18 protein-coding genes and 1 tRNA gene are annotated in these 23,607 nt (G+C 63.1%); 6 read left to right on the plus strand and 13 right to left on the minus strand.

Features of this window, described 5'->3' with window-relative positions; genetic code table 11:
* Positions 1–11 precede the first annotated feature (11 nt).
* On the minus strand, positions 12–944 hold the full coding sequence (locus tag L6D80_RS15565) for an NAD-dependent epimerase/dehydratase family protein (RefSeq protein ID WP_054900801.1): 933 nt from the start codon (positions 942–944) through the stop codon (positions 12–14).
* Positions 937–1,821, minus strand: coding sequence for a sugar nucleotide-binding protein (locus L6D80_RS15570; protein WP_054900800.1), 885 nt, complete (start codon positions 1,819–1,821; stop codon positions 937–939). The genes L6D80_RS15565 and L6D80_RS15570 overlap by 8 nt, the downstream gene beginning before the upstream one ends.
* Before the next feature lie 258 nt (positions 1,822–2,079).
* Here L6D80_RS15570 and L6D80_RS15575 point away from each other — a divergent pair, with 258 nt between their 5' ends.
* From L6D80_RS15575 to L6D80_RS15585, 3 genes are read left to right on the plus strand one after another with little or no spacing between them, the layout of a single operon-like run.
* Complete coding sequence (locus L6D80_RS15575; protein WP_176516068.1) at positions 2,080–3,120, plus strand: Fe(II)-2OG oxygenase family protein; 1,041 nt, start codon at positions 2,080–2,082, stop codon at positions 3,118–3,120.
* A gap of 17 nt (positions 3,121–3,137) precedes the next feature.
* Entirely contained in the window at positions 3,138–3,932 is a 795-nt protein-coding gene (locus L6D80_RS15580; protein WP_176516065.1) for a TSUP family transporter, read from the plus strand.
* Positions 3,933–3,945: 13 nt separating this feature from the next.
* Positions 3,946–4,785 carry an alpha/beta hydrolase gene (locus L6D80_RS15585; protein ID WP_054900798.1) on the plus strand — a complete coding sequence of 280 codons (840 nt, stop codon included), beginning with the start codon at positions 3,946–3,948 and terminating at the stop codon, positions 4,783–4,785.
* Positions 4,786–4,796: 11 nt separating this feature from the next.
* Here the strand turns inward: L6D80_RS15585 and L6D80_RS15590 are convergent, their stop codons facing one another.
* Entirely contained in the window at positions 4,797–5,606 is an 810-nt protein-coding gene (locus tag L6D80_RS15590; RefSeq protein ID WP_054900797.1) for a helix-turn-helix domain-containing protein, read from the minus strand.
* Positions 5,607–5,785: 179 nt separating this feature from the next.
* Here L6D80_RS15590 and L6D80_RS15595 point away from each other — a divergent pair, with 179 nt between their 5' ends.
* On the plus strand, positions 5,786–7,228 hold the full coding sequence (locus tag L6D80_RS15595) for an alanine/glycine:cation symporter family protein (RefSeq protein ID WP_176516063.1): 1,443 nt from the start codon (positions 5,786–5,788) through the stop codon (positions 7,226–7,228).
* 76 nt (positions 7,229–7,304) lie between these two features.
* Entirely contained in the window at positions 7,305–8,294 is a 990-nt protein-coding gene (locus L6D80_RS15600; RefSeq protein ID WP_054900795.1) for an asparaginase, read from the plus strand.
* 84 nt (positions 8,295–8,378) lie between these two features.
* On the opposite strand, the gene L6D80_RS15605 is transcribed toward L6D80_RS15600, so the two are convergent.
* From L6D80_RS15605 to fdnG, 7 genes are all read right to left on the minus strand, one after another.
* Positions 8,379–8,474: transfer RNA gene (locus L6D80_RS15605), tRNA-Sec, on the minus strand.
* Between the two features lie 6 nt (positions 8,475–8,480).
* Positions 8,481–10,403, minus strand: a complete 1,923-nt coding sequence (selB, locus tag L6D80_RS15610; protein ID WP_176516061.1) for a selenocysteine-specific translation elongation factor — start codon at positions 10,401–10,403, stop codon at positions 8,481–8,483.
* The gene (gene selA / locus L6D80_RS15615; protein WP_176516059.1) at positions 10,400–11,827 is read right to left on the minus strand and encodes an L-seryl-tRNA(Sec) selenium transferase; all 1,428 of its coding nucleotides are present in this window, start codon (positions 11,825–11,827) and stop codon (positions 10,400–10,402) included. Before selA ends, selB begins: the two co-directional genes overlap by 4 nt.
* A gap of 85 nt (positions 11,828–11,912) precedes the next feature.
* Positions 11,913–12,839 (minus strand): formate dehydrogenase accessory protein FdhE, encoded by a 927-nt coding sequence (gene fdhE, locus L6D80_RS15620; RefSeq protein ID WP_176516056.1) that lies wholly within the window; start codon positions 12,837–12,839, stop codon positions 11,913–11,915.
* 4 nt (positions 12,840–12,843) lie between these two features.
* A complete protein-coding gene (locus L6D80_RS15625; RefSeq protein ID WP_054900791.1) occupies positions 12,844–13,500 on the minus strand; it encodes a formate dehydrogenase subunit gamma in 657 nt (218 codons plus the stop codon).
* Positions 13,497–14,447: a formate dehydrogenase subunit beta gene (gene fdxH / locus L6D80_RS15630; protein WP_054900790.1), complete on the minus strand. Its 951-nt coding sequence runs from the start codon at positions 14,445–14,447 to the stop codon at positions 13,497–13,499. The genes L6D80_RS15625 and fdxH overlap by 4 nt, the downstream gene beginning before the upstream one ends.
* Positions 14,447–17,515, minus strand: coding sequence for a formate dehydrogenase-N subunit alpha (fdnG, locus tag L6D80_RS15635; protein ID WP_156358073.1), 3,069 nt, complete (start codon positions 17,513–17,515; stop codon positions 14,447–14,449). Before fdnG ends, fdxH begins: the two co-directional genes overlap by 1 nt.
* Before the next feature lie 685 nt (positions 17,516–18,200).
* On the opposite strand from fdnG, the gene L6D80_RS15640 reads away from it, so the two are divergent.
* Positions 18,201–18,494 carry a DUF3077 domain-containing protein gene (locus L6D80_RS15640; protein ID WP_176516054.1) on the plus strand — a complete coding sequence of 98 codons (294 nt, stop codon included), beginning with the start codon at positions 18,201–18,203 and terminating at the stop codon, positions 18,492–18,494.
* Between the two features lie 158 nt (positions 18,495–18,652).
* Here the strand turns inward: L6D80_RS15640 and L6D80_RS15645 are convergent, their stop codons facing one another.
* Genes L6D80_RS15645 through L6D80_RS15655 form a run of 3 tightly spaced genes read right to left on the minus strand, consistent with a single transcriptional unit; the run spans position 18,653 to position 23,606 of the window.
* Positions 18,653–20,482, minus strand: coding sequence for an ABC transporter ATP-binding protein (locus L6D80_RS15645; RefSeq protein WP_176516052.1), 1,830 nt, complete (start codon positions 20,480–20,482; stop codon positions 18,653–18,655).
* Between the two features lie 14 nt (positions 20,483–20,496).
* On the minus strand, positions 20,497–22,002 hold the full coding sequence (gene argH / locus L6D80_RS15650; protein ID WP_082422888.1) for an argininosuccinate lyase: 1,506 nt from the start codon (positions 22,000–22,002) through the stop codon (positions 20,497–20,499).
* Between the two features lie 14 nt (positions 22,003–22,016).
* Positions 22,017–23,606 (minus strand): ABC transporter substrate-binding protein, encoded by a 1,590-nt coding sequence (locus L6D80_RS15655; protein ID WP_223849194.1) that lies wholly within the window; start codon positions 23,604–23,606, stop codon positions 22,017–22,019.
* Between the last annotated feature and the right edge of the window lies 1 nt (position 23,607).

Genomic DNA, 23,607 nt, shown 5'->3' on the forward strand with positions numbered 1-23,607 from the left:
CGAGGCCTGATTCAGACCTTGCCAAGCAGGTGAGCCAGGCCTTGGACCATCGATGTCGGCTGAGGAAAATCAAACCGCTCCAGTAACCGCTGGTTATCCGCCCGCGAATGGCGGATATCGCCTGAGCGGGCCTCTGCATAGCTGACCGGCGGCAGGCTGCCGACCACCTGCTCCAGCGCCTTGAGCAACTGGTTAAGTGAAGTTGCCTGGTTCAGGCCGATATTCACCGCGCCCTCTTCTACCTGCTGCTGTTCCAGCGCCTGCACCATCACATTGACCAGATCGCCCACGTAAAGGAAATCCCGCGTCTGCTCGCCATCGCCGAACACAGTGATCGGCAGCCCTTGGGTCGCCCGCTCACTGAAGATGCTGATCACCCCCGAGTACGGCGAGGACGGGTCCTGGCGCGGGCCGAAGATATTGAAGAAGCGGAACACCACCGGCTCCAGCGCATGCTGCCGGCGGTAGAAGTCCAGGTACTGCTCGCTGGCCAGTTTGTCCACCGCATAAGGGGTCAGCGGTGCCTTGGGCGTGTCTTCGGCAATCGACTGGCCTTCACCGTTGTTGCCGTACACTGCTGCGCTCGAGGCGAACAGCACGCGGCGCACCCCCTGCACGCGCAGGGCCTCACACACATTGAGGGTACCGATGAAATTGCTCTGGTGCGTTTTTACCGGATCCTCGACCGAGGCCTGCACCGAGGCCACGGCAGCCAAATGGACCACCGCCCGGCAACCTGCCGTAGCCCGCTGGACCAGGCCGGCGTCGGCAACGTCACCTTCGATCAGCTCAAGGCGCGGATTGCTCAGTTGCAGGTTGTCGCGCCTGCCCGTCGAGAGGTCGTCGAGAACGCGCACGGCGTAGCCCTTGGCCAGCAACGCATCGCACAGGTGGGAGCCAATGAAGCCGGCGCCGCCGGTGATCAGGATGGGGGCATCAGCCATGGCGGTAGAATCGGTCCAGTAGTGGCGGCAAGCCTGCGCGCCAGGCACGCGGCTTGATACCGAAGGTATGAAGTATTTTCTTGCACGTCAGCACCGCGTTCTGCGGTTCTTCGCTGGCATCCGGGCGCGCGGCATGGGCCTGCGCGGTCGGCGCCTGTACCGCCAGCTGGCGATACTGCCCGGCCTCGGTAAGGATCGCCTGGCCCAGCGCCAGGGGCGTGGTCGCCTCATTGCCGGCGTAATGATAGGTACCCCACAGCGGTGCATTGCAATCGAGTTGCTTGAGCACCGAGAGGATCACCCTGGCCGCGTCGTCCACCGGCGTCGGGTTGCCGCGGCGATCATCGGCCAACAGCAGTTCCTGAGGTTGCTCTGCGCGGGTCAGAAAACGGCCCAAGGTCCCGTCGACGCTCTCGTCCAGCAGCCAGCCAAAGCGCAGCAGCACATGCTGCGGGCAAGCCGCACGCACACTCTGCTCGATACGCCACAATGCCTGGCCACGCAGGCCCAACGGCACCGGCTCGTCCTTCTCGCTGTAGGCCGTGGCCCGCGAGCCGTCGAACACCCGGTAGCTGGAAGGCTGCACCAGGGTGATCTGGTGATGCTGGCACAGCTCCGCCAGCCGCTCCACCGCCCGCTCCTGCTGAGCCAGGCGCTGTTCGCTGACCGACTCGGCCTGGAACCAGTCGAAGTAATAAGCCAGGTTGACCAAGGCATCAGGGCGGTGATCGTCGAGCAGCTGAGTCAGGCTGGCCGCATCCCAGCCGTTTTCCGGTGGACGCGGCGCCAGGAATGCAATGTCCTCCTCGGCCCCGAGACGAATCAGCGCTTGCCCGAGGGCATTGCCACCACCCAACAGCATCAGGCGCATACGCATAGAGTCAGCAGATCCGAACAGGTTGATTGAGGGAAAGGGGTCATTTTGCGGTTTCCTGCCCGGGAAGTCCAACGCAGGGCCAAGGCCAACGACGGTAATAATTTCGATCGTTCAAATATCAAGACCGTCGCCACCAGAAATCTCCTACGAGATACCCGGAACGAGCTGGCTTTCGCGTAGCAGCATAACTGCATTGAATAGTTGACTCACCCACTAACCAGGTGGGAACGGCATAAAAACAACTACAGGGAACGTCCAATGCCTCATTCGGAAGTCGATTATCTGGACTTCAATTCGGAACAAAGCCGAGCCATAGCCTCCGCAAGCCTAGCCATCGCTGCATCGGGCGGCCCTGAAGTCAAGGGGGTTGCGATTCAAGCTCGCCGACTGGCCAAACAGCTTGAAAAGACCTTGAGCGAAGATCAGCGTTCGATCCTGCAGCGCTTTAGCGAAGGAAATCTGTCTGCCTTGATGTACAGGCAAATGCCTTGCCCTGACGACCCATTACCCGACCAGCTACCCGACATTTCCACCCTGATGCAGAGTCCTCGTTGCCAATATCTCGCTTCAAGAAATCAATTACTGCTGGAACTGGTGCGCCATCGTTGTTTCGCCTTCGATATCGACAACGAAGGCAAACAAGTCCGCTTGGTAGGAAATTTCAAAGGCGGTGGCTGCAACCCAAGACGTGATGAAGATCCTCGCGCGGAAGTCGAAACCAGCTCGCATGCTGGCTTACGCTTGGGACCACACACCGAAGCGCCTTACAACTGCTCGACAGTTGCCCGCAATTCTCACTCCCCTGCGCCGTCTGTACTGATTCTCACTGCGCGCTGGAATCCCGCTGACGAATGCACGTACGTGTACCCACTTCGCGGCATCATCGAGCGTATGGGTAGCCTGGAGGCGCTCGCGCTTACGTCGCCATCTTTCGATTTCACACGCAGCGACTGTTTTGCTAACGGGCATGGCAATGCTGGAAAAGCCGTTTCAATGCTGCAATTCGAGGCCAATGGCGGCTTCTCATTGCGCTACAACAGTTACCGTTTCGCTGTGAATGATCACGCCAGCAGCGCAGCGGCGCGCGCCTTCGACATCTTTCAAAAAACCCTGAGTGCAGCCCAACCACTGGCGTTTGTTCTTCAGCCCGACAGCGCACTGCTGATCAACAATAGCCAAGCGTTGCACGGCCGCGACAGAGTCCGGGACAACCGGCGCCTACTTGTTCGTCAGTTCGGATACTCACCCTTCGCACATCCGCTGGTACTCGCTGAAGACCCCCTCCTGGTCCGTGGCTGAATACAGGAAGACATCCAATGATCGAACTCGACCTGAGCCTCATACTAATACTTGCCTTGGCTGCACTTATGGCTGGATTTTTCGATGCGATTGCTGGAGGCGGAGGGCTGATCACGCTGCCAGTCTTGTTCATTGCCGGTATAGAACCCTTGGCGGCAATCGCCACCAACAAATTCCAGGCGGCTTCTGCCACGGTTTCGGCTACGTGTGCTTTTGCCCGCAAAGGCATGATTGACTGGAAGCGCGGCAGCCCAATGGCTGTCATGTCATTTATCGGAGGGGCCTTGGGCGCCTTGTCGATTAGCTACGTACCCAAGCACATTTTGCAGGCCTGCGTACCCATATTGCTTATTCTGGTAGCGGCCTACTTCGCGTTCAGTCCAACACCAAATGAACAAGCGCGCAAGGCGAAGATCTCGACTAGCCTGTTCTGCATGGCAGTGGCTCCCGTCATCGGTTTTTATGACGGAATCTTTGGCCCGGGCGTCGGGTCGTTTTTCATGCTGGCGTGCGTGATTCTGCTGGGTCAACATCTGATCCAAGCGGTGTGCAACGCAAAGCTTTTGAACGCAGCTTGCAACCTGGGCGCGTTGTCAGTGTTTTCACTCAGCGGAGCTATCATCTGGCCGCTGGCACTGGCTATGGCATTTGCTGCGTTCGTGGGTGCACAGTTGGGCGCACGCAGTGCAGTCCGGTTCGGCCCGCGTCTAATCAAGCCGCTGTTGATCTGCGTTTGCTGCATCATGGCGCTTAAGCTGCTGCTCGATACAGAGAACCCACTTGGCGAATGGCTGCACCTACGGGCTTTCTAGGGACACCAGGCAATTGGAAACGGGCATTGATCAGCGTCTGAAATGGCAGTTCGACGAGCCTGCTCCGGGCAGAGAGCTGTTCATCGACGAACACTTCGCAAGCTACCAGCAACAGGCCAGGTTGCTGGTACCTGATACCGAGCGCGCAGCGCCAGTATTCGTGCTGGGTGGCGCGCGTTCGGACTTTACCCGGCTCAACCCTCTGCTCTATCGCCTGCAAGCCGCTGGCATCGGGTCGCTCACGGGCAACCTTTCTGGTCACAGCCATGCCAGCGAGCCAGGCGCAGTGGCGCCGTCACTGGTTACCAACCTCGAAGAGGCACAGCGCTTCTACGCGCATATCGCACCTCGATGCAGAACGCTGATAGGCCACAGCCTGGGCGCGGCAATCACGCTGAAACTTGCAGCACGGTTGCCTCAAGTGGACAGCATCGTATTGATCTGCCCGGCAGTCTATCCAGATGATGCCCACCAAGCGCCGTTTGGCCCGGCATTCACTGCCGCCATCAGCAAGCCATATGGCTTTCTGGACAGCGACAGCTACGCCTTCCTCAAGCAGTTCCAGGGCAGAGTGCTGATGGTGATTGGCGAGTACGACGGGCTCAACTCACAACGCTTCGGCAAAGGGCCGGGCACCAGCGCAGGTAACCTGTGGCTGGGCGGCACCGAACGCTACAGCCCGATCCCTGAAGAAGTCACCCAAGCGCTGATGAGTGCCGTATCGGCGGCGCGTTTGCAATGCCTGTTTCTTACAGACTGCGACCACGGCATCGCCGCCCACCTGCGCAACACGCCAGCCATCGCGGACCAGGTTGCCAATGCGGTTGAAATGTTCATCCTCGACAGCGGCTAATGCGCGGACCATCACTCGATTTCGAACAGCCCGTTACTGAGCGGCCCCACGCTCAACCGCTCGCGCACATCGTCATCAATGCGCGGATCATCCGGTCGGTAGAGTTTGACCTGCCGGTAGGCATTGATGCGGTTGATCTCCTCGCCCAGGTATTCCCACACCACGCGGGTACAGGCAGGGTTGCGGCGGTCGCCGCTGGAAACCCCGGTCTTCAGGCCATTCAGGCGGGTGATGCGGCTCTTGAAGCTGGGGATCAGGACGGTCTGGCTCATCTCGTTCAAGGTCAGCGACTCGTAGTCGATGAGGAACATCCGGTCCTGCAACTGGAACGCCGCGCCCAGGTAACGGCAGCGTACTTCGGCATGCTGGTCGGTGGCGCTGGAGCGCTCCTGACGCTCCTGGCGCTCGAACAGGAACTGGCCACGCTCCTCGCGCAAGTGCACCAGCGACACCAGGATCGTGCCCGGTACCGACATGCAGTTGGAATACTCGAAGTAGTAACCGCAATAACGCGAAAGGTTGCCAGCATGCTCATGCAATGGCCGGAACAGTTCGCTGATCGGGTCGCTTGGCTGATCGGCCAACGCGGTCACCCGCGCGCCTATCAGACGGGTGAACTGTTCGGGCGGCAGGTTCAGTTCGTAATCCTCGACGCCGAAGAAATCGCCGATGCGCTTGAGGTTGAATGCCGTCGGGCGGCTCTGCCCGCTCAGGTACTTGTTGAACTGGGCACGGTTGATCGACAGCTGGCGGCAAACTTCGGAGATAGAGCGGTAGTGGCTGCAGGCCAGTTTAAGGTTGGCAGCGAAATGATCGCTCATGTTCAGAATCCAGGGTGACGCGAATGACGCCATTGTAGCATCAAGTCGCATCAAGTCAGAGCAACCCGCGAAATTGTAACCACCCTTGTCATAGCCAACCATGCGCCCCCAACGATAGCGGTGCGCCTGCAGTCCGCTGGTCTTTCCATGCGAAGAATAAGAATCGAGGTCATTTTCCAATGCTCGAAGCACTCAACGATTTCCTCTCGGGGAAACTTCTTATCGTGCTGATCGTCGGTCTCGGCGGTTACTTCACCGTCCGTTCGCGGTTCGTCCAGTTCCGCCACTTCATCCACATGTTCGGTGTGTTCAAGGAATCGCTGCGTGGCCAGGCTGGCCAGCTGAGCTCTTTCCAGGCCCTGATGCTGAGCCTTGCTGGCCGCGTTGGTGCCGGTAACATTGCCGGTGTCGGCATTGCCGTTACCTTGGGTGGCCCAGGCGCGGTGTTCTGGATGTGGGTCACTGCACTGGTGGGCATGGCCAGCAGCTTCTTCGAATGTACCCTGGCCCAGGTGTACAAACGCGCCGATGGCGATGGGTTGTACCGCGGCGGCCCGGCCTACTACATCCAGCACGGCTTGAAGCTCAAGAGCATGGCAGTGGTGTTCTCGATCCTGCTGCTGGTCACCTACGGCTTCGCCTTCATGGGCCTGCAGTCGTACACCGTCACCCACTCGCTGCAAAACGCCTTCGGTTTCGACCCTAGCCACACCGGTATTGCCCTGGCAGTGCTGCTGGCCATCGTCTTCATCGGGGGTATCAAGCGCATCGCGGCGGTGTCCGACCTGCTGGTCCCGATCAAGACCCTGGCCTATATCGGCGTGACGCTGTATGTGATCGGCACCCAGATCGAGCACGTTCCGGCCATGCTGGAAACCATCTTCAAGAGCGCCTTCGGCCTCGACCCGGCATTCGGCGGCCTGCTCGGCAGCGCCATTGTCATGGGTGTGAAACGAGGTGTGTTCGCCAACGAAGCAGGCCTGGGCAGTGCGCCCAACGTCGCCGCCGTAGCGGCCGTTAAACACCCCGGTGCCCAAGGCGTGGTCCAGGCCTTCAGCGTGTTCCTCGATACCTTCGTGATCTGCACCTGCACCGCGTTGCTGATCCTGCTGTCGGGCTTCTACACCCCAGGCTTCGAAGGTGATGGCATCGTCCTGACCCAGAACTCGCTGGCCGCCGTGGTCGGTGACTGGGGCCGCCTGTTCGTCAGCGTCGCCCTGTCGCTGTTCGTGTTCACCTGCATCCTCTACAACTACTACCTGGGCGAGAACAGCCTGCAGTTCCTCAGCCGCAACCGCATTGTCCTGCTGGGGTTCCGCGCCCTGGTCCTGGCGCTGGTGGTATGGGGCTCGGTGCAGGACCTGTCGACCGTGTTCGCCTTCGCCGACATCACCATGACCTGCCTGGCCTTCGTCAACCTGGTCGCCCTGGCCCTGCTGTTCAAGGTCGGCATGCGCGTGATGCGTGACTACGACGAGCAGCGCAAAGCCGGCATCAAGCAGCCGGTGTTCGATTCGGCCAAGTTCGCCGACCTGGACCTGGACCGTAATGCCTGGCCTGCCAATTCACAGGCCGAAACAGCCGCTGACAAAGCCGCCGGCCAGGTTCAGCCACAGCGCTGATATCCTCCCCTGCCCAGCCGCCCCGCTCGCGGGCGGCTGCTCTCTCTATCTCCGCTCACGGCTACGGATGCTTTCCATGCGTGCAGTCACGAATCTCCTCGTCCTCTACACCGGGGGCACCATCGGCATGCTCGAAACGGCTGAAGGCCTGGCGCCGGCCGGTGGTTTCGAAGCGCGGATGCGCGAACACTTCGCCCAACTGGCCGATGCGCCCCAGCTGCAATGGTCGCTGCAGGAAATGAACCCGCTGCTCGACAGCGCCAACATGCAACAACACAACTGGTTGGCGATGCGCGATGCCATCGTTGCAGCGGTGGACGAAGGTGGCCATGACGGCGTACTGGTATTGCATGGCACCGATACCCTGGCCCATAGCGCCGCGGCCCTGTCGTTTCTGCTGCTGGGCCTGCCGGCGCCGGTGCTGCTGACCGGCTCGATGCTGCCAGCGGGCGCCCAGGGCAGCGATGCCTGGGATAACCTCTGCGGCGCCCTGCGCCAGTTTGAACAAGGCCTGGAGGACGGCGTGCAGCTGTATTTCCACGGCCAACGGCTGCACGGCTGCCGTGCCTCGAAACTGCGCAGCGAAGCGTTCGACGCCTTTGCCGCGTTGCCGCGTCATCGCGAAGGCGTGCGGGCGAGCGATGTGCCTGCTGCCCTGGGTTATCGCCAACAGCGCCAGCCGGTCAACCTCGCCATCATGCCGGTGTTCCCTGGCCTGCAGGCCGAGCACCTGCGGGTGCTGCTCGACAGTGGCGTGCAAGGGCTGCTGCTTGAATGCTACGGCAGTGGTACCGGGCCTTCGGATGACCAGGCGCTCCTCGACGTGCTACGTGCGGCGCGCCAGCGCGGGGTGATGCTGGTTGCCATCAGCCAGTGCCCGGAGGGGTCGGTGGTGTTCGATACCTATGCGGCCGGCAATCGACTGCGCGCAGCAGGGTTGATCAGCGGGGGCGGTATGACCCGTGAAGCAGCGTTGGCCAAAGTGTTCGCCTTGCTGGGGGCGGGGCTGGGGGTTGAGGCAGCAGAGCAGTGGTTTGCACTGGACCTTTGTGGGGAGCGGGCCTAGGTTCTGCCTGGCAGGGCCTCATCGCCGGCAAGCAGGCTCCCACAGGCCAGGCGCAGCACTCAAGGGGCGCTACAGCCATGAAATTGGCGGAAGGCAGCGGGAGTCGAACCTGCCCGGGAACGGCTGCCGTCCCCAACCGGGTTTGAAGCCCGGCCGCGCCACCGGGCGCGATTGCCTTCCTTGAACTCAGTGCCTGGCCTGCTGCTGGGCCAGTGCGCTGTCGGCACGGATATGACGCTGATCGGCAACCCTCCGGGTCAGGCCGATGCGGTCGAAGTACTCGAGAATCTGCACACTGCGCTTGCGACCGATGCCCAACATATCGCGAAACGCGGCAACCTGCACTACCGGCGTTTCCCCCGCCTGCCCAAGCAGCAGCGCTGCCATGCGCTGGAGCGTCGCTTCCGGGTAGAACAGGTCACGTACCACCTGATGCACCAGCCCGAGCCTGGCCAACTTGCGTAACAACAGGCGCACCTCGGCTTCGCCACACTGCACTTCGCTGGCCAGCGTCCTGACCCACGGTGGATCGAAGCATCCTTCGCGCAACATCGGCTCTAACCGCGCCCACAGCGCGGTGTCGGCGTCGCTCAACTGCACGCTGTGATCGGGCAGGTGCAGCCAAGGCCCACTGCTGGCAATTGCACCGTCACTCAGCAGTTCATCAAGCAGGCTGACGAACGCAGGCCGCTCCAGCGCCAAGGTGGCGAAGCGGCGCAGGCGATCACGGTCCGGGCCGAGCTGATCGGGTTCCTGCTCATGGAACAGCGCCAATTGCGCCAGCACCTGGCGCTTGAGCGCTTGCCACTGGGCATTGGCGAACAGCAATTGGCCCTGCCGTGTGGCAACGACCTTTGCAGCGCTGGGTAGCTGCCAGGTTTCGCGCAAGCGGTTGAATTGACGCTCCAGGCGTTGCGGGTCGAGGCCACCGGGCGCTGCCTCGAGCAACGCCATCAAGCACTGCTCCAGGCTCTGGGCGTCAGCCAGCACCTGCAGTTGGCGCAACCGCGCCTCACTGCGGCGCTGCCGGCTTGGGGCGAACGGGTCCAGCACGCTACCCCCACCCAAGGTGCGCTGGGCACGTTGATCGCGCAGCACCAGGCGATCCCCGTGTACAGCCTGCAGCGGTGCGTTGAGCAGCAACTGGGCAAACATGCGCTGGCCTGGGGCCAGGCGTTCCCCCTGCAGCAACGCGACGCGGGCAGTGACATCCTGGGTACCCAAATGGACGTGCACAGCACTGAAATGCTCGAAGGCACGCTCCTCGTTGGCCAACAGATGCAGCTCGATATCCACCCGCACGCTGGGCCCATGCAGCCACTCAGGCACCAGCCAGTCACCCCGGTGCACCTGTGCCACCGCCAACCGCTCGGCGGCGATGTTCAAGGCCACTCGCTGCCCCACTTCAGCGACCAGCGCGGCCTGGTTCTGCGCATGCAGGCCGCGCACCCGTACCGGCTTACCGGCCTTGCCCAGCAACAAGGTGTCGCCGGCGCTAACCCGCCCGGCCAGTGCAGTGCCAGTGACCACCACACCGGCCCCCGTCACAGCGAAGGCGCGATCGATGGCAAGGCGAAAGCCCCCACCCACGCTGCGCTGGCGCACGCTGCCTTGCGCCTGGACCACTGCTTGGCGCAGTGCCTCGATTCCCTCACCGGTGATGCTTGAAAGCGGGAACTGCGGCGCGCCTGCATAGGGGCCGGTGGCCAGCAGTTCGGTAACCTGCGCCTGCACTTCGACCAGGCGCGCCGGCTCGACCCGGTCGCATTTGGTAATTGCCACCAGCGCCTGGGGGATACCCAGCAGCTCGATGATCGCCAGGTGCTCGCGGGTCTGTGGCATGACCCCGTCGTCCGCAGCCACCACCAGCAACACCAGGTCTATGCCGTGGGCTCCCGCCAGCATGTTGTGGATAAAACGCTCGTGACCAGGCACATCGATGAAGCCGATCAGAGGGGCACCTTCGGCCAGCGCTGCATAGCGATAGCCGAGGTCGATGGTCATGCCACGGGCGCGCTCCTCCTGGCGCTGGTCGCCGGCCTGGCCGGTGAGGGCCTGGAGCAACGCAGTCTTGCCGTGGTCGATGTGGCCGGCAGTACCAACGATCACTGCACCGGCCCCAACTGCAAAGCAGGCAGTTGCGCCAACCACTGGGCTTCATCGTCCAGCTGGCGCAGGTCAAGCCACAGCGCATCGTCGTCGATGCGGCCCAGTACCGGCACCGGCAGGTCGCGCAAGGCACGCTCCAGCACATGCAGGCTGCGCCCGCGCAGCTTTTTCGACACCTGCGGGCGCAGGCACAGCGCGGCGCTGGGCAGGCGGGCAACGGGCTGGCTGCCACTGCCGATCATGCCCAGCGCCGGCTCCACACTCACCGCCCATTGCGCATCGAGACGCGCCTTGAGCTCAGGCGCCAGGCGCTCGGCCTGGGCCTGGATCTCGGCCTGGCTGCGGGTCAGCAGGCGCAGGCTCGGCAGGCGCTCGGCCAGTCGGTCCGGGTTGCGGTACAGCGACAGCACCGCCTCGAGCGCGGCAAGGGTGATCTTGTCGACGCGCAGCGCACGTTTGAGCGGGTTCTTCTTGATCCTGGCAATTAGCTCTTTACGCCCGACGATGATGCCGGCCTGCGGGCCGCCAAGCAGCTTATCGCCGCTGAAGGTCACAATATCGGCACCGTCGGCCAACGCCTGGCGCACGGTCGGTTCGGCGGGCAGGCCCCAGCGGGTCAGGTCGAGCAGGCTGCCGCTGCCCAGGTCTTCGAGCAGCGGCAGTTCATGCTGATGGGCGATCCGCGCCAGTTCGGCGGTGGCTACTTGGGTGGTGAAGCCCTGAATGCTGTAATTGCTGCAGTGCACACGCATCAACAAGCCGGTGCGTGGGCCGATGGCGGCCTCGTAATCACGGGCGTGGGTGCGATTGGTGGTACCGATCTCGTGCAGTTTTACGCCAGCGCGAGCCATGATGTCGGGGATGCGGAAAGCGCCGCCGATCTCGATCAGCTCGCCGCGAGAAATGATGCCTTCCTTGCGCGCGCCCAGGCTGTTGAGCGCCAGTAACACGGCGGCGGCATTGTTGTTGACCACGGTGACGGCTTCGGCGCCGGTCAGTTCGCGGATCAGGCCCTCGATCAGGTCATCGCGATCACCGCGCTTGCCGGTGGCCAGGTCGAACTCCAGGTTGAGCGGGTAGCGGGCGGCAGTCTGCATGGCTTCGACGGCCTCTTCCGGCAAAAGTGCACGGCCAAGGTTGGTGTGCAGTACGGTGCCGGTGAGGTTGAAAACGCGGCGGACCTGGCTGCGTTGCTGGATAGCCAGACGCTCGCCGGTGCGGCCCAGGAGGATTTCAGCAGCCAGTTCGGCGGCGCCGAGCTGGCCATTGCGAACCGGGTCGCGCAGGTCATCGAGCAGTTGGCGCAAAGTGGCGAGCACGGCGTCGCGGCCGTGGCGGTCGATCAACGGCAGGCAGGCCGGGTGGCGCAGCAGGGTGTCGATGGAAGGCAATCGTGGGGTGTCGCTGGCGGGGCGTGAAGACATCAGGTACTACCTTGTCCATTGTCTGCTTGAGCCCCATCGCCGGCTTGCCGACGATGGGGGCAACTCATGACGCAAGTGTAGACACTCACCCACCACCCGGGGCCAGCATCAGGTTGGGCGCCAGGCGGTGAAAGCCCTCCTCGTCCAACCGGATGTCCAGTGCCAGACTGGCCAGGTCATCGGCCAGCGCCTCGGCAGCGGCATCGTTCTCCAGATAGTTCTGCTTCAGGTACGTATTGCACCCCGGGCAGCATTCGGCCCGCAGTGGCGCCTTGCCCGGCGCATGGCGGTCATCCTCCAGGCTGGTGTAACGAAGGTCCTTGCTCGACTCGCAGTACACGCACTTGACCCGCACCACATGCCACTCGCACGCGCACAGAGAGCAGGCCAGGTAACGCAGGCCATTATGCTTGCCGCGGTTGCGCACCACCCCGGCCATGGCCGGTGAGCCGCACGCTGGGCATTGGGCCAGGCTGGCTGAAGGCTTGAGTTCCGGTGACGGCAACGCCAGCAGCCAACTTGCCCAGGCCGCCTGCAGCGCGGCACCCAGCAACGGTACCAGTGCAGCCGGCACGGCGTCGTACTGCCCGGCAAGCAATGCGATGCCCCAGCCCTTTCGCTGGCTTTCATCACTCTCTTGCAGGGCTTGCAACGCAGCGGCCAGCGGCGGCTCAACATCAGTATGAAAATGCCCGAGCAACGCCTGCAGCCAGACCAGCCATGGCCCTTCGCGCACCAGGCTATCGGCCGCCAGCGGTGGCAAGCCATGGCTTATGCACAGGCGCTGACGCTCGCCAGCGACCGGTAAACCCCCAGGGGGGTTATCCACAAGCTGCTGCTGAATGCGGCACAGCCGCGCGACCAGCCGCAGGTAGGCGCCAAGGGCATGCCCTTCGGCCAGGTGCTCGAGCCGCACGGCGCGCAATTCGAAGAGGTTGGCAGGCGGCAGATGCAGAAACGGCGGCATCACTGCCGACGCTTCGATCTGCCCAGGTTCGAGTATCGTGCTCAAGCGGTCATCCTTCTTTGCTTCCATGATTGCTCGGCGTCTTGTCGCCGGTCACTTCGCGGTACCACAGTTCATGGTGCTTGCGTGCCCAGGCCCGGCTGACCCAGCCATGCAGCATGGCGCCGATCGAGCCCTTGATCCAGATGCCGGCGTAGATGTGCACGATAATGCTGAGCACCAGCACAAACCCCGCCAGTGCATGTGCCAACGCAGCAAGGCGAATCGAGCCTATATCGAAGAAGTGGCTGAAATACGCCCGCCAGATCACCACGCCGCTGAGCAACAACACCAGCATGCAGATCAGCAAGGTCCAGAACAGCAGCTTCTGCCCGGCGTTGTATTTGCCGATCGGCGGCACGCCCTCTTCCTTGTTGAGCATCACACGGTCGATGCGGCGCAGCCACAGGCGGTCGTTGGCGGTAATGAAGTTGGCGCGCCAGAAGCGCAGCACCAGGCCAAGGAAGAATACGAACATCGCCACGCCCATGAAGGGATGCAGGATGCGCGTCCACGGCCCACCGCCGAACAGATGGCTAAGCCAGAACAGCGCCGGATGAAACAGCGCCAGTCCGGAAAGCCCGGCAAGGATGAACAAAATGGCGACGATCCAGTGGTTGGTCCGCTCGTTGGCGTTGTAGCGCAGGATTGGCTTGTTGTCGTTCATGGCCGCTGCTCCCCTTGCCCACCGGGCCGGTTCGGGTCATAGACATGCACCGACGGGTCGACCTGATGCACGCTCTCGTCGGGTGGCGTGGGGTGCTCGTCCTCCTCGACCCGCTGCGGCCCGACCCGGACGTAGTGGAAGAACCCAGCCAACACCGCCGCGCCCATGGCCAGCAGCGCCAGCGGTTTGGTGAACCCTTTCCACAACCCCACCAAGGGGCTGATCACCGGCTGGTCAGGCAGGCCGGCATACAGCTTCGGTGTGTCGGCATGGTGCAACACGTACATCACGTGGGTGCCACCGACGCCGTCCGGGTCGTACAGCCCGGCGTTGTCGTAGCCACGCGATTTGAGGTCGACGATACGCTCGGCGGCATGCACTTTCATCTCGTCCTTGCTGCCGAACACGATCGCGCCGGTCGGGCAGGTCTTCACGCAGGCCGGCTCCAGGCCCACACTCACACGGTCGGAACACAGGGTGCATTTGTACGCCTTGTGGTCCTTCTGCGAGATGCGCGGGATGTTGAACGGGCAACCGGTGATGCAATAGCCACAACCGATGCAATGGTCCTGGTTGAAGTCGACGATGCCGTTGGCGTGCTTGATGATCGCGCCCGGGCTGGGGCACGCCTTCAGGCAACCGGGGTCGGCGCAGTGCATGCAGCCATCCTTGCGGATCAGCCACTCCAGGTTGCCGTCGTCGCGCTCGTGCTCGGTGAAACGCATCAGGGTCCAGGTCTCGGCAGTGAGGTCCTGGGGGTTGTCGTAGGTGCCGTGGTTATGGCCGACCTCGTCACGCAGTTCATTCCACTCCGAACACGCCACCTGGCAGGCCTTGCAGCCGATGCACTTGGTGGTGTCGATCAGCTTGGCGACTTCCTGCTGCTGGCGTACCGAAGGCGGTACGGTGGTGGTGGCCGAGCGGGCGATGATGTCTTGGCTGGCCATCAGAGTTTCTCCACTTTGACGAGGAACGACTTGGATTCCGGCGTCTGGGTGTTGCCGTCACCGAGGAACGGCACCAAGGTGTTGGTCAGGTAGCCATGCCGGGTCGCGCCGGTGAAGCCCCAGTGCAACGGGATACCGATCTGGTGCACGGTCTGGTTGTTGACCTGCAGCGGACGAATCCGCTTGGTCACCACCGCCACCGCATCGATGTGCCCGCGCTTGCTCGACACCCGTACCCGATCACCTGCCTTGATGCCTTTCTCGTTAGCCAGTACCTCGCCGATTTCAACGAACTGCTCGGGTTGGGCAATGGCGTTGAGCCGGCAATGCTTGCTCCAGAAGTGGAAGTGCTCAGTCAGCCGGTAGGTGGTTGCCGCATAGGGGAACTCATCATGCTTGCCGAGGGTGTCCCACACCGAATCGAAGATCCGCCCGGCCGGGTTGCTGGTGGCCTTCTTGTTCTGCGGGTGCAGCGGGTTGATGCCGATAGGCGTTTCGAACGGCTCGTAGTGCTCTGGGAACGGGCCTTCGGCCATCTTGTCGATGGCAAAGAACCGCGCCACGCCCTCGGGGTTCATGATGAACGGGTTCATCCCCGCTTCCGGGGGCGAGTCGACTTTGAAGTCCGGCACATCGGTGCCGGTCCAGGTCTTGCCGTTCCACCACACCAGGCGCTTCTTCTCCGAGTCCCAGGGCTTGCCTTGCGGGTCGCTGGAGGCACGGTTGTAGAGGATGCGACGGTTGGCCGGCCAGGCCCACGCCCAGTTCTGCACCTGGTGCATGCCGTACGGGTCGCTGTTGTCGCGGCGGGCCATCTGATTACCCTGCTCGGTCCAGCAGCCGGCAAAGATCCAGCAGCCCGAGGCGGTACTCCCGTCATCCTTGAGCTGGCCGAAACCGGCCAACTGCTGCCCACTCTTGATGACCGCGCCGGTCGGGTCGGTGACATCGGTGACTGCCCAGCCGTTCATCTCCTTGGCCAGTTCCTCTGGGGACGGCTCTTCAGGGATCTTGTACGGCCAGCTGATGTTCATCATCGCATCAGGGTAAGCACCGCCCTCGGCCTGGTAGCGTTGGCGCAGGCGCAGGAACAGCTCGCTCATGATGTGCACGTCGGTGCGGGTCTCGCCCGGGCCGTCGGCGCCCTTCCAGTGCCACTGCAGCCAGCGGCTGCTGTTGACCAACGAGCCGTCTTCTTCAGCGAAACAGGTGGTGGGCAAGCGAATCACTTCGGTCTGGATGCTGGCCGTGTCGACGTCGTTGAACGGCCCGGCGTTACGCCAGAACTCCGAGGTCTCGGTGGCCAGCGGGTCCATGATCACCAGCCACTTGAGTTTGCCCAAAGCTGCCGTTACGCGGTTCTTGTCCGGCAACGCGGCAATCGGGTTGAAGCCTTGGCACAGATAGCCGTTGACCTTGCCCTGGCCCATCATCTCGAACATGCGCAGCACGTCGTAGGCCGGCACATCGAGCTTGGGCAGCCAGTCGTAGCCCCAGTTGTTTTCCGCCGTGGCATTGGCCCCGTACCAGGCCTTCATCAGGCTGACATGGAACTTGCCGTAGTTCTGCCAATAGGACAGCTGCCCGGGGCGCAGCGGTTTGGAGGCACGCTTGTCGATGAAAGTGGCGTAATCCTGCTCGGCATCCCCGGCCAGGGTCAGGTAACCCGGCAGCGAATTGGACAGCAGGCCGAGGTCGGTCAGGCCCTGGATGTTGGAGTGCCCGCGCAAGGCATTGACGCCACCGCCAGGCATGCCGACGTTACCTAGCAGCAGTTGCACCATCGCCGCACTGCGGATGATCTGCGCACCAATCGAATGCTGCGTCCAGCCCAGCGCATAGAGAATCGTCATGGTCTTGCCCGGGACCGAGCAGGTGGCGATCTCTTCCCAGATCTTCATCATGGCGTCCTGTGGCATGCCACAGGTCATGCTCGCCACTTCCGGGGTGTAGCGGCTGTAGTGCTGCTTCATCAGCTGATACACGCAGCGCGGGTGCTGCAGGGTCGGGTCGACCTTGGCGAAGCCGTCCTCACCCAACTCGTAACCCCAGCCCGACTTGTCGGCGTACACACGCTTGGCCGCGTCGTAGCCGCTGAACAGCCCGTCCTCGAAGCCATAGCTCTCTTTGACGATGAACGAGACGTCGGTGTAGTTACGCACGTACTCGTGCTGGATCTTGTCGTTGCTCAGCAGGTAGTTGATCAACCCACCCATGAAGGCAATGTCGCTGCCGGTGCGAATCGGCGCGTAGTAATCCGCCACCGAGGCGGTACGGGTAAACCGCGGGTCGACCACGATCAGCCGCGCCTTGTTGTGCGCCTTGGCCTCGGTCACCCACTTGAAGCCGCACGGGTGCGCTTCTGCTGCGTTGCCACCCATCACCAGGACCAGATTCGCGTTGGCGATATCTGACCAGTGGTTGGTCATGGCGCCACGGCCGTACGTCGGGGCAAGACTTGCCACCGTCGGGCCATGTCAGACACGTGCCTGGTTGTCGAACCCCAGCATGCCTGTTGCGCGGACGACCTTGTGGGTCAGGTAACCCGCCTCGCTGGAGGCGGCTGATGCAGCGAGAAAACCGGTGGTAAGCCAACGGTTGACCGTTTGCCCCTGGGCGTTCTTTTCGATGAAATTGGCGTCGCGGTCCTGCTTCATCAGGTCAGCGACGCGGTCGAGCGCCTCATCCCAGCTGACCCGCACCCACTCTTTGCTGCCCGGCTTGCGTACTTCGGGGTACTGCAGGCGGCTTGGGCTGTGGATGAAGTCCAGCAGGCCTGCGCCTTTCGGGCACAGGGTGCCGCGGTTGACCGGGTGGTCGGCGTCGCCTTCGATATGGATGATGTTCTGTTTGACGTTCTTGCCCGCATCGCCCTGGCTGTACAGGATCAGGCCGCAGCCGACCGAGCAGTAGGGGCAGGTGTTCCGGGCTTCTTTGGTGTGCGCCAGCTTGAAGTGGCGCACCTGCTCGGCGAACGCGGGCGTGGGGGCCATGCCCAACGCCGCGAGGCTCGAGCCTCCAAGGCCGACGGCGGCGACCTTGAAGAACTGCCGACGGTTCAGGTCCATCGTGCACTCCTGATCAGATAGTGGACGCACGGAACATGGCCGGCGTCTCCTGGTAGTCACGGTGGCGGTTTTTGACGGCCGCCAATGGGTAAGACTAGTCAAGAATCGGGAAGGTGTGGTGACTTGGGTCACATGGGCGGTGGGGGGCGTTATGGTCGCCAGGTGCATGGCTTGGGTTTTATGGGGATGCGCAAATCGAGCGCCGCCCGCGCGGCGCATCGCGGGGCAAGCCCGCTCCCACATTTGTTGCAACGTGCCATGGCCTGATAGGCCATAGTTGTCAGCCTTGTTGGCTCGACGAGATATTTCGGCTGGCACTGCTGCCGCCTCACCTGTCTTAAGTCATGCACCAGGGCGAACAACCATGGCCTGTCTGGAACGGCGCGTTGCAACAAATGTGGGAGCGGGCTTGCCCCGCGATGCGCCGCGCGGGCGGCGCTCGATCTCATGGGCGCTGAATGTTTTGAGCCAAACACATCGGGCCCCACCCCATTTCCTGCCATGGGAATTATCCTACGCGCGCTGTTGAAGTGTCGCTGTTGTCGGGGAAACGCCTCAGGGATACCGTTTTCCGGTCGTGAAAAAGATGGTCCCAGACCCACCCCGCCGCAAACCCATCCCCCCCATTCACTGGTAGCGCACGTTCATGATCGGCTCTACGGCCAACGGGTCGAGGACTGACGGCATGGCGGAGCAACCCAAACCGCTTACAACCATCGGCGTGGCAACCTTTCTCGATGTGGGCAACCCACCGATCGATCTCCTACGCGTGCAGCCTGGCATTCCCATCGACGATGCGTACGAACAGGTCTCCGTGCTGCTGAGCTACATCAGGCATCTCGTTCGTGAAGGGGATATGGAGGATGACCACAAGTTGCTGGGCGCGGCGGACTATCTGAGTGCTTTGGCAAAAGCGTTGATGAACGATATCGAGATAGCCAAGAACAGGCTGCATTACATGTACGGCGTCTCATGGTAGTCACGGTGGCGGTTTTGACGGCGGCCAATAGATAAGCCCCGTCAAGAATCGAGAGGGTGCGATGACCTGGGTCAGGTGTGTGAGTTTTGTCGGTGCATGGGTTGCGAGCAGCAGCCGCAACCCATCTACCGGACATCAATGCCGAAAGCTCCCGCCCCTCACGCCACCGCCGAGATCGCCACGAAATGGCCCGGCGCAACCTCCCGGTACTGCATGGCGGCGGCCTGGTGCCCGACGGCGTGGATACGGCTAGGCACCGCCTCGCTCATCAGGGTGAACGGCTTGCGCTCTACATTCATGTCCGCCGACGGCACCGCGCTGAGCAGCCGCTGGGTGTACGCATGCCCCGGGTTCTCGAACACGCTGCGCCGTGGCCCGATCTCGACGATCCGCCCGTGGTACATCACCCCCACCCGATGGCTGACCCGCTCGACCACTGCCATGTCATGGGAGATGAACAGGAAGGCAATGCCCCGCTCCTTCTGCAGGTCCTGCATCAAGTTGATGACCTGGGCCTGAATCGACACGTCCAGCGCTGACACCGCTTCGTCGGCGATGATCAGCTTGGGAGACAGGGTCAGCGCGCGGGCGATGCAGATGCGCTGGCGCTGCCCGCCAGAAAACTCATGGGGGTAGCGTTGCGCATGCTCGGCCCCGAGCCCCACGCGCTCCAGCAACTCCGCCACTTGCCGACGCGCGGCGTCCCCCCTGGCAATGCCATGCACCAGCAGCGGCTCCAGCAGGCTCTGCTCGATGGTAAGGCGCGGATTGAGCGACGCATACGGGTCCTGGAACACCATCTGCACGTCGCGCCGCAGGGCCTTGAGTTCGGCCCGGTCCAGCGCGCCCACATTCCGCCCCTGAAACAGGATGTTGCCGCCCTGAATCGGCATCAGCCCCGCCACCGCCCGGGCGCTGGTGGACTTGCCACAGCCAGACTCGCCCACCAGCGCCAGGGTTTCGCCCGGGTAAATCTGGAAGTCGATCGACTCCACCGCATGCACACGGCGCTGAACCTTGCCCAGAATGCCGCCACGCAAGTCGTAGCGAATCGACAGCGACTCAACGCTGAGGATCGGGGCCCCCTGGTAGTCCGGCGCCCGCGGCGCATCCTGCTGCCCTTGTGCCACCGGCTCGTCGACCAGGGCGAACTTGGCCGGCAGGTCGCTGCCCCGCATCGATCCGATCTTCGGCACCGCCGCCAGCAACGCCTGGGTGTACGGCTGCCGAGGGTGAAGCAGGACCTCCTTGGCCGCGCCATGTTCGACGGTCTCGCCGCGCTTCATGACCATGACATCGTCGGCCACTTCCGCCACCACGCCCATGTCGTGGGTGATAAAGATCACCCCCATGCGCAAGCTGTCCTGCAGTTCCTTGATGATCCGCAGGATCTGCGCCTGCACGGTAACGTCCAGCGCTGTGGTGGGTTCGTCGGCGATCAGCAAGGTCGGTTCGCACACCAGCGACATGGCGATCATGATGCGCTGGCGCATGCCACCGGACAGCTCGTGGGGGTAGCGCCCCATGACCTGCCGGGCATCGGGGATGCGTACCAGGTCGAGCATGCGCAGGGCCTGAGCCTCAGCGCTGGCGCGGTTGCAGCGCTTGTGCAGGGTGATCGCCTCGACCAGTTGCGCGCCAACCTTGAACACCGGGTTCAGCGAGGTCATCGGTTCCTGAAAGATCATCGACATCGCCGAGCCGCGCAGCCGGCGCAACAGCGACTCAGGCGCCGACACCAGGTCGATCAGCGCCCCGTCGCCGGTGCGCAGGTGCATCGAGCCGGACACCACGCGGCCACCGGCCCGCCCGATCAGGCCCATCATGGCCATCGAGGTCACCGACTTGCCGGAGCCCGACTCACCGACGATGGCCAGGGTCTGGCCACGGCCGACTTCAAAGGACACGTCTCGTACTACGGGGGCCTCGCCATCGCTGCCGAAGGCCACGCTCAGGTTCTCGACCCGAGCGACCAGATTTTCGTTCATCAGGAAAACCTCCTTCAGTCGACGATCCGCGCCACGGCGGCATCCAGCGCGGCCCGGGCACCGGCGACCTTGCCCAGGTGGGCGGCGACCCATTGGCGGTCCTGCGCCAGCTCATCCTGGGCGACCGTCAGCAAGCGACGCACCTCGGCAGGGCCGACGCCACCGACAGAGATACGGGTTTCCACGAAGGTACGCGGGTTCAGTGCATCACGCACCTGCGCATCGGTATAGCCCAGGGCAGAACCGATGGTCTCCTCCGAAGCCTGATCCAGCGCCGCACCGGTCACCTGCTGCGGCGTCACCCCCGCGGCCAGGCAGTTACGCACAAGCCGCGCGACCACATGGTGTACCTGGCGGAAGCTGATGCCACGCTCACGCACAATGATATCGGCCAGGTTGCTCGCGGTGCACCAGCTGCCCGACAGCAGCTCGCCCATGCGCGCCTCATGCACCTTCAGGGTTTCGAGGATGCCGGTGAACAAATCGAGCATACCTTCGGTCACCTCCAGCGCGCGCTGGATCAACGGCAGGTCGCGCATGGCCTGGTCGCCTGTGCCTTCGGCGCGGAAGGTTGCCAGTGCGGTGCTCAGCCAGGTCACGGATTCGCCGGCGGCCTTCTTGATGGTCTCCAGGCCCGACGGGTTCTTCTTCTGCGGGAAGATGCTGCTGGTGCCGCAGTAACTGTCATCACTCTCGACCGTGGCGAACTCGACACTCGACCAGAGGTGCAGGTCGGTGGCCAGGTCGTTGAGGTCGGCCATGATGAACGACAGCGCGCCAATGGCCTCGGCTGCGTACCAGGCTTCGCGGCCCAGCTTGGAGTTTTCCACCAGGCTGTCGAAGCCCAGCAGCTCGGTGGTGCGGTTGCGGTCCAGCGGCCACGAGGTGCCGGCCAGCCCCACCGCGCCCAGCGGGTTGCGGTTGACCCGGGCGTAGGCCTGGGCCAGGCGGCTGAAACTGTCATGCAGGCGGGTGCTGAAGCTCAGCAGGTAATGGCCGAACACCCACGGCTGGGCATGCTGCATGTGGGTGTAGCCCGGCATGATGGTATCGGCGTGGCGCGAGGCCTGCTGGATCAGCGCGTCCTGGAAGCCATTGATGCGCCCCAGCACTGCCAGGATGCGTTTGCGATCGTACAGGCGGCGCACCGTGGCGCCCTGGTCGATGCGGCTACGCCCGGTGTGCATCTGGCCGGCGTTGTCTTCGCCGATGCGGGCGAACAGGTAGGATTCGACCTGCAACAGGAAGCTGCCCTTTCTGACATCGAAGGGGAAGTCGGAGGCAGACAGCTCGCGGATCTTGCGCAGCTCGGCGAGGATCGACTGGCCCACCGGGCGGGCAAGAATCTGCTGCTCGACGAGCATGACCGTGTGCGCCAGGTCGACCTCGATGAACTCGTGAAACTGGCGAATTTCGGTATCCAGGGCCGGGATGTCATGGTATTTCACCATCCGCTCGGCGGCCGGGGCGCTCAGGCGGGCATCGGTCAGCAGGGTTTCGTGTACTTGTGCTTTGGACATGGTCGTATCACCGCTCAATTCAGTTGTGCATTCTTGAAATCGATGGTCCCTTCGTAATCGACGGCGAGACCTTTCATACCTTTGCGTAGCCCGATGATCTGTTCCTGGTCGAACAGCGGCAGGCTGTTGGGATCTTTCTCCCAGAGGATTTGCTGGATCTGCCCGTAGAAGCCCATGCGCTTGTGCTCATCCAGCTCACGGGCGGCCTGTTGCAGCAGGCTGTCCACCTCGGGGTTGCTGTAGCCGGTCAGGTTCTGTGGGTCCCCGGTCACCAGCTTGCGTCGCAGGCGGATGTCCGCATCGGAAATGCCGGTGCCCAGCAGCCACATGTCGGCATCGTTGGAACCCTTGCCCGTGCCTTTGCCTGGCTCAGGGCGATACAGGCTCTTCTGATAGGTGGCCCACTCCCAGACCTTGAACTCGGTCTTGAGGCCTACCGCGTTGAGGTAGCCCTGGACCACCTCGGCCACTTGACGGTCCTTGGTGTAGCGCCCGGCCGGGGTCCACATCACCACGGTGCCGGGGAAGCCACCGGGGTAGACCTGCTCGATCAGTTGCCGGGCTGCGGCTGGGTCGTACTTCACCGGCGCAAAGGTACGGCGCGCCTGGGTCCCTTCCGGGAACGGGCTGGTCGGCACCTTGCCGTAGCCCAGCAACACCTTGTTCACCAGGGCATCGCGGTCGATCGCCATGTTCACCGCCTGGCGCATGCGCACGTCATCGAACGGCGGGCGGGTCAGGTTCAGCTCGAAAAACACCTGGAAGGTGCTCGGCACCCGCAGCAGGTCCGACTTGTTCAGCGCCTTGAGTTCGATCGCCGCTTCCGGCGACAGGTCGGCGGCCACATCGGCATTGCGGGTGCGCAGTTCGATGACCCGCGAGGAGTCCTCACGCACAGGGCGGAACACGAGCTTTTCCGGTTTACCGGGGGTGCCGAAGAAGTCAGGGTTTCTGACGATCACGGTGTGGTCGTTGGGGATCCAGCGCTCGAACTGGTAAGGCCCTGTGCCGACCGGATGGTGCCCATAGGCCCGCCCATAGCGGGCTACCGCCGCCGGGCTGCTGATCGAGGACGACGGCTTGGCCAGCAGCTCGAGCATGGTCGGCGACGGGTTGGCGGTGGTGATGCGGACTTGGTCGGGCGCCAGCGCCTCGACCGAGACGATGTCGGTGTAGTAGGACCTGTGCGGCGAGCCCAGGCGGGCATCGCGAATGCGGTCCAGGTTGAACTTCACCGCTTGTGCGTCGAAATCGGTACCGTCGTGAAATTTCACCCCTTGGCGCAGGGTGAAGGTCCACTGACGGCCGTCGTCGGAACGGGTCCAGGACAGGGCCAGGTCAGGGACCACGTGGTCACGTTCCTGGCCCTCCCAGTTCACCAGGCGGTTGAACAGATGGTCGAGCACGTTGTAGGACGGGACGCTGCGGGAAACCGCCGGGTCCAGGGTGTCGATGTCCGAACCCTGCACGAAGGTCAGGGTTTGCAGGTCCTGCGCGCTGGCTGCAACCGGGCCGAGCGCCGAGCATCCGAGGACACCCAGCAGCAAACCACGGACGAGCTGTGCCTTGAAGCCTGTACGCTCCATGATCTTTTCTCGCTTCATA

This window comes from Pseudomonas ceruminis (assembly GCF_021602025.1).
GTDB lineage: Bacteria > Pseudomonadota > Gammaproteobacteria > Pseudomonadales > Pseudomonadaceae > Aquipseudomonas > Aquipseudomonas ceruminis.

Excerpts from the sequence above, each read along its gene's own strand:
- L6D80_RS15645 (WP_176516052.1), bottom strand. The coding sequence starts at position 20,482 with ATGAACGAAAATCTGGTCGCTCGGGTCGAGAACCTGAGCGTGGCCTTC.
- L6D80_RS15590 (WP_054900797.1), bottom strand. The coding sequence starts at position 5,606 with ATGAGCGATCATTTCGCTGCCAACCTTAAACTGGCCTGCAGCCACTAC.
- argH (WP_082422888.1), bottom strand. The coding sequence starts at position 22,002 with ATGTCCAAAGCACAAGTACACGAAACCCTGCTGACCGATGCCCGCCTG.
- L6D80_RS15600 (WP_054900795.1), top strand. The coding sequence starts at position 7,305 with ATGCGTGCAGTCACGAATCTCCTCGTCCTCTACACCGGGGGCACCATC.
- L6D80_RS15625 (WP_054900791.1), bottom strand. The coding sequence starts at position 13,500 with ATGAACGACAACAAGCCAATCCTGCGCTACAACGCCAACGAGCGGACC.
- L6D80_RS15595 (WP_176516063.1), top strand. The coding sequence starts at position 5,786 with ATGCTCGAAGCACTCAACGATTTCCTCTCGGGGAAACTTCTTATCGTG.
- L6D80_RS15580 (WP_176516065.1), top strand. The coding sequence starts at position 3,138 with ATGATCGAACTCGACCTGAGCCTCATACTAATACTTGCCTTGGCTGCA.
- L6D80_RS15570 (WP_054900800.1), bottom strand. The coding sequence starts at position 1,821 with ATGCGTATGCGCCTGATGCTGTTGGGTGGTGGCAATGCCCTCGGGCAA.
- fdxH (WP_054900790.1), bottom strand. The coding sequence starts at position 14,447 with ATGGCCAGCCAAGACATCATCGCCCGCTCGGCCACCACCACCGTACCG.
- L6D80_RS15565 (WP_054900801.1), bottom strand. The coding sequence starts at position 944 with ATGGCTGATGCCCCCATCCTGATCACCGGCGGCGCCGGCTTCATTGGC.
- L6D80_RS15575 (WP_176516068.1), top strand. The coding sequence starts at position 2,080 with ATGCCTCATTCGGAAGTCGATTATCTGGACTTCAATTCGGAACAAAGC.
- selA (WP_176516059.1), bottom strand. The coding sequence starts at position 11,827 with ATGTCTTCACGCCCCGCCAGCGACACCCCACGATTGCCTTCCATCGAC.
- L6D80_RS15640 (WP_176516054.1), top strand. The coding sequence starts at position 18,201 with ATGGCGGAGCAACCCAAACCGCTTACAACCATCGGCGTGGCAACCTTT.
- L6D80_RS15655 (WP_223849194.1), bottom strand. The coding sequence starts at position 23,606 with ATGAAGCGAGAAAAGATCATGGAGCGTACAGGCTTCAAGGCACAGCTC.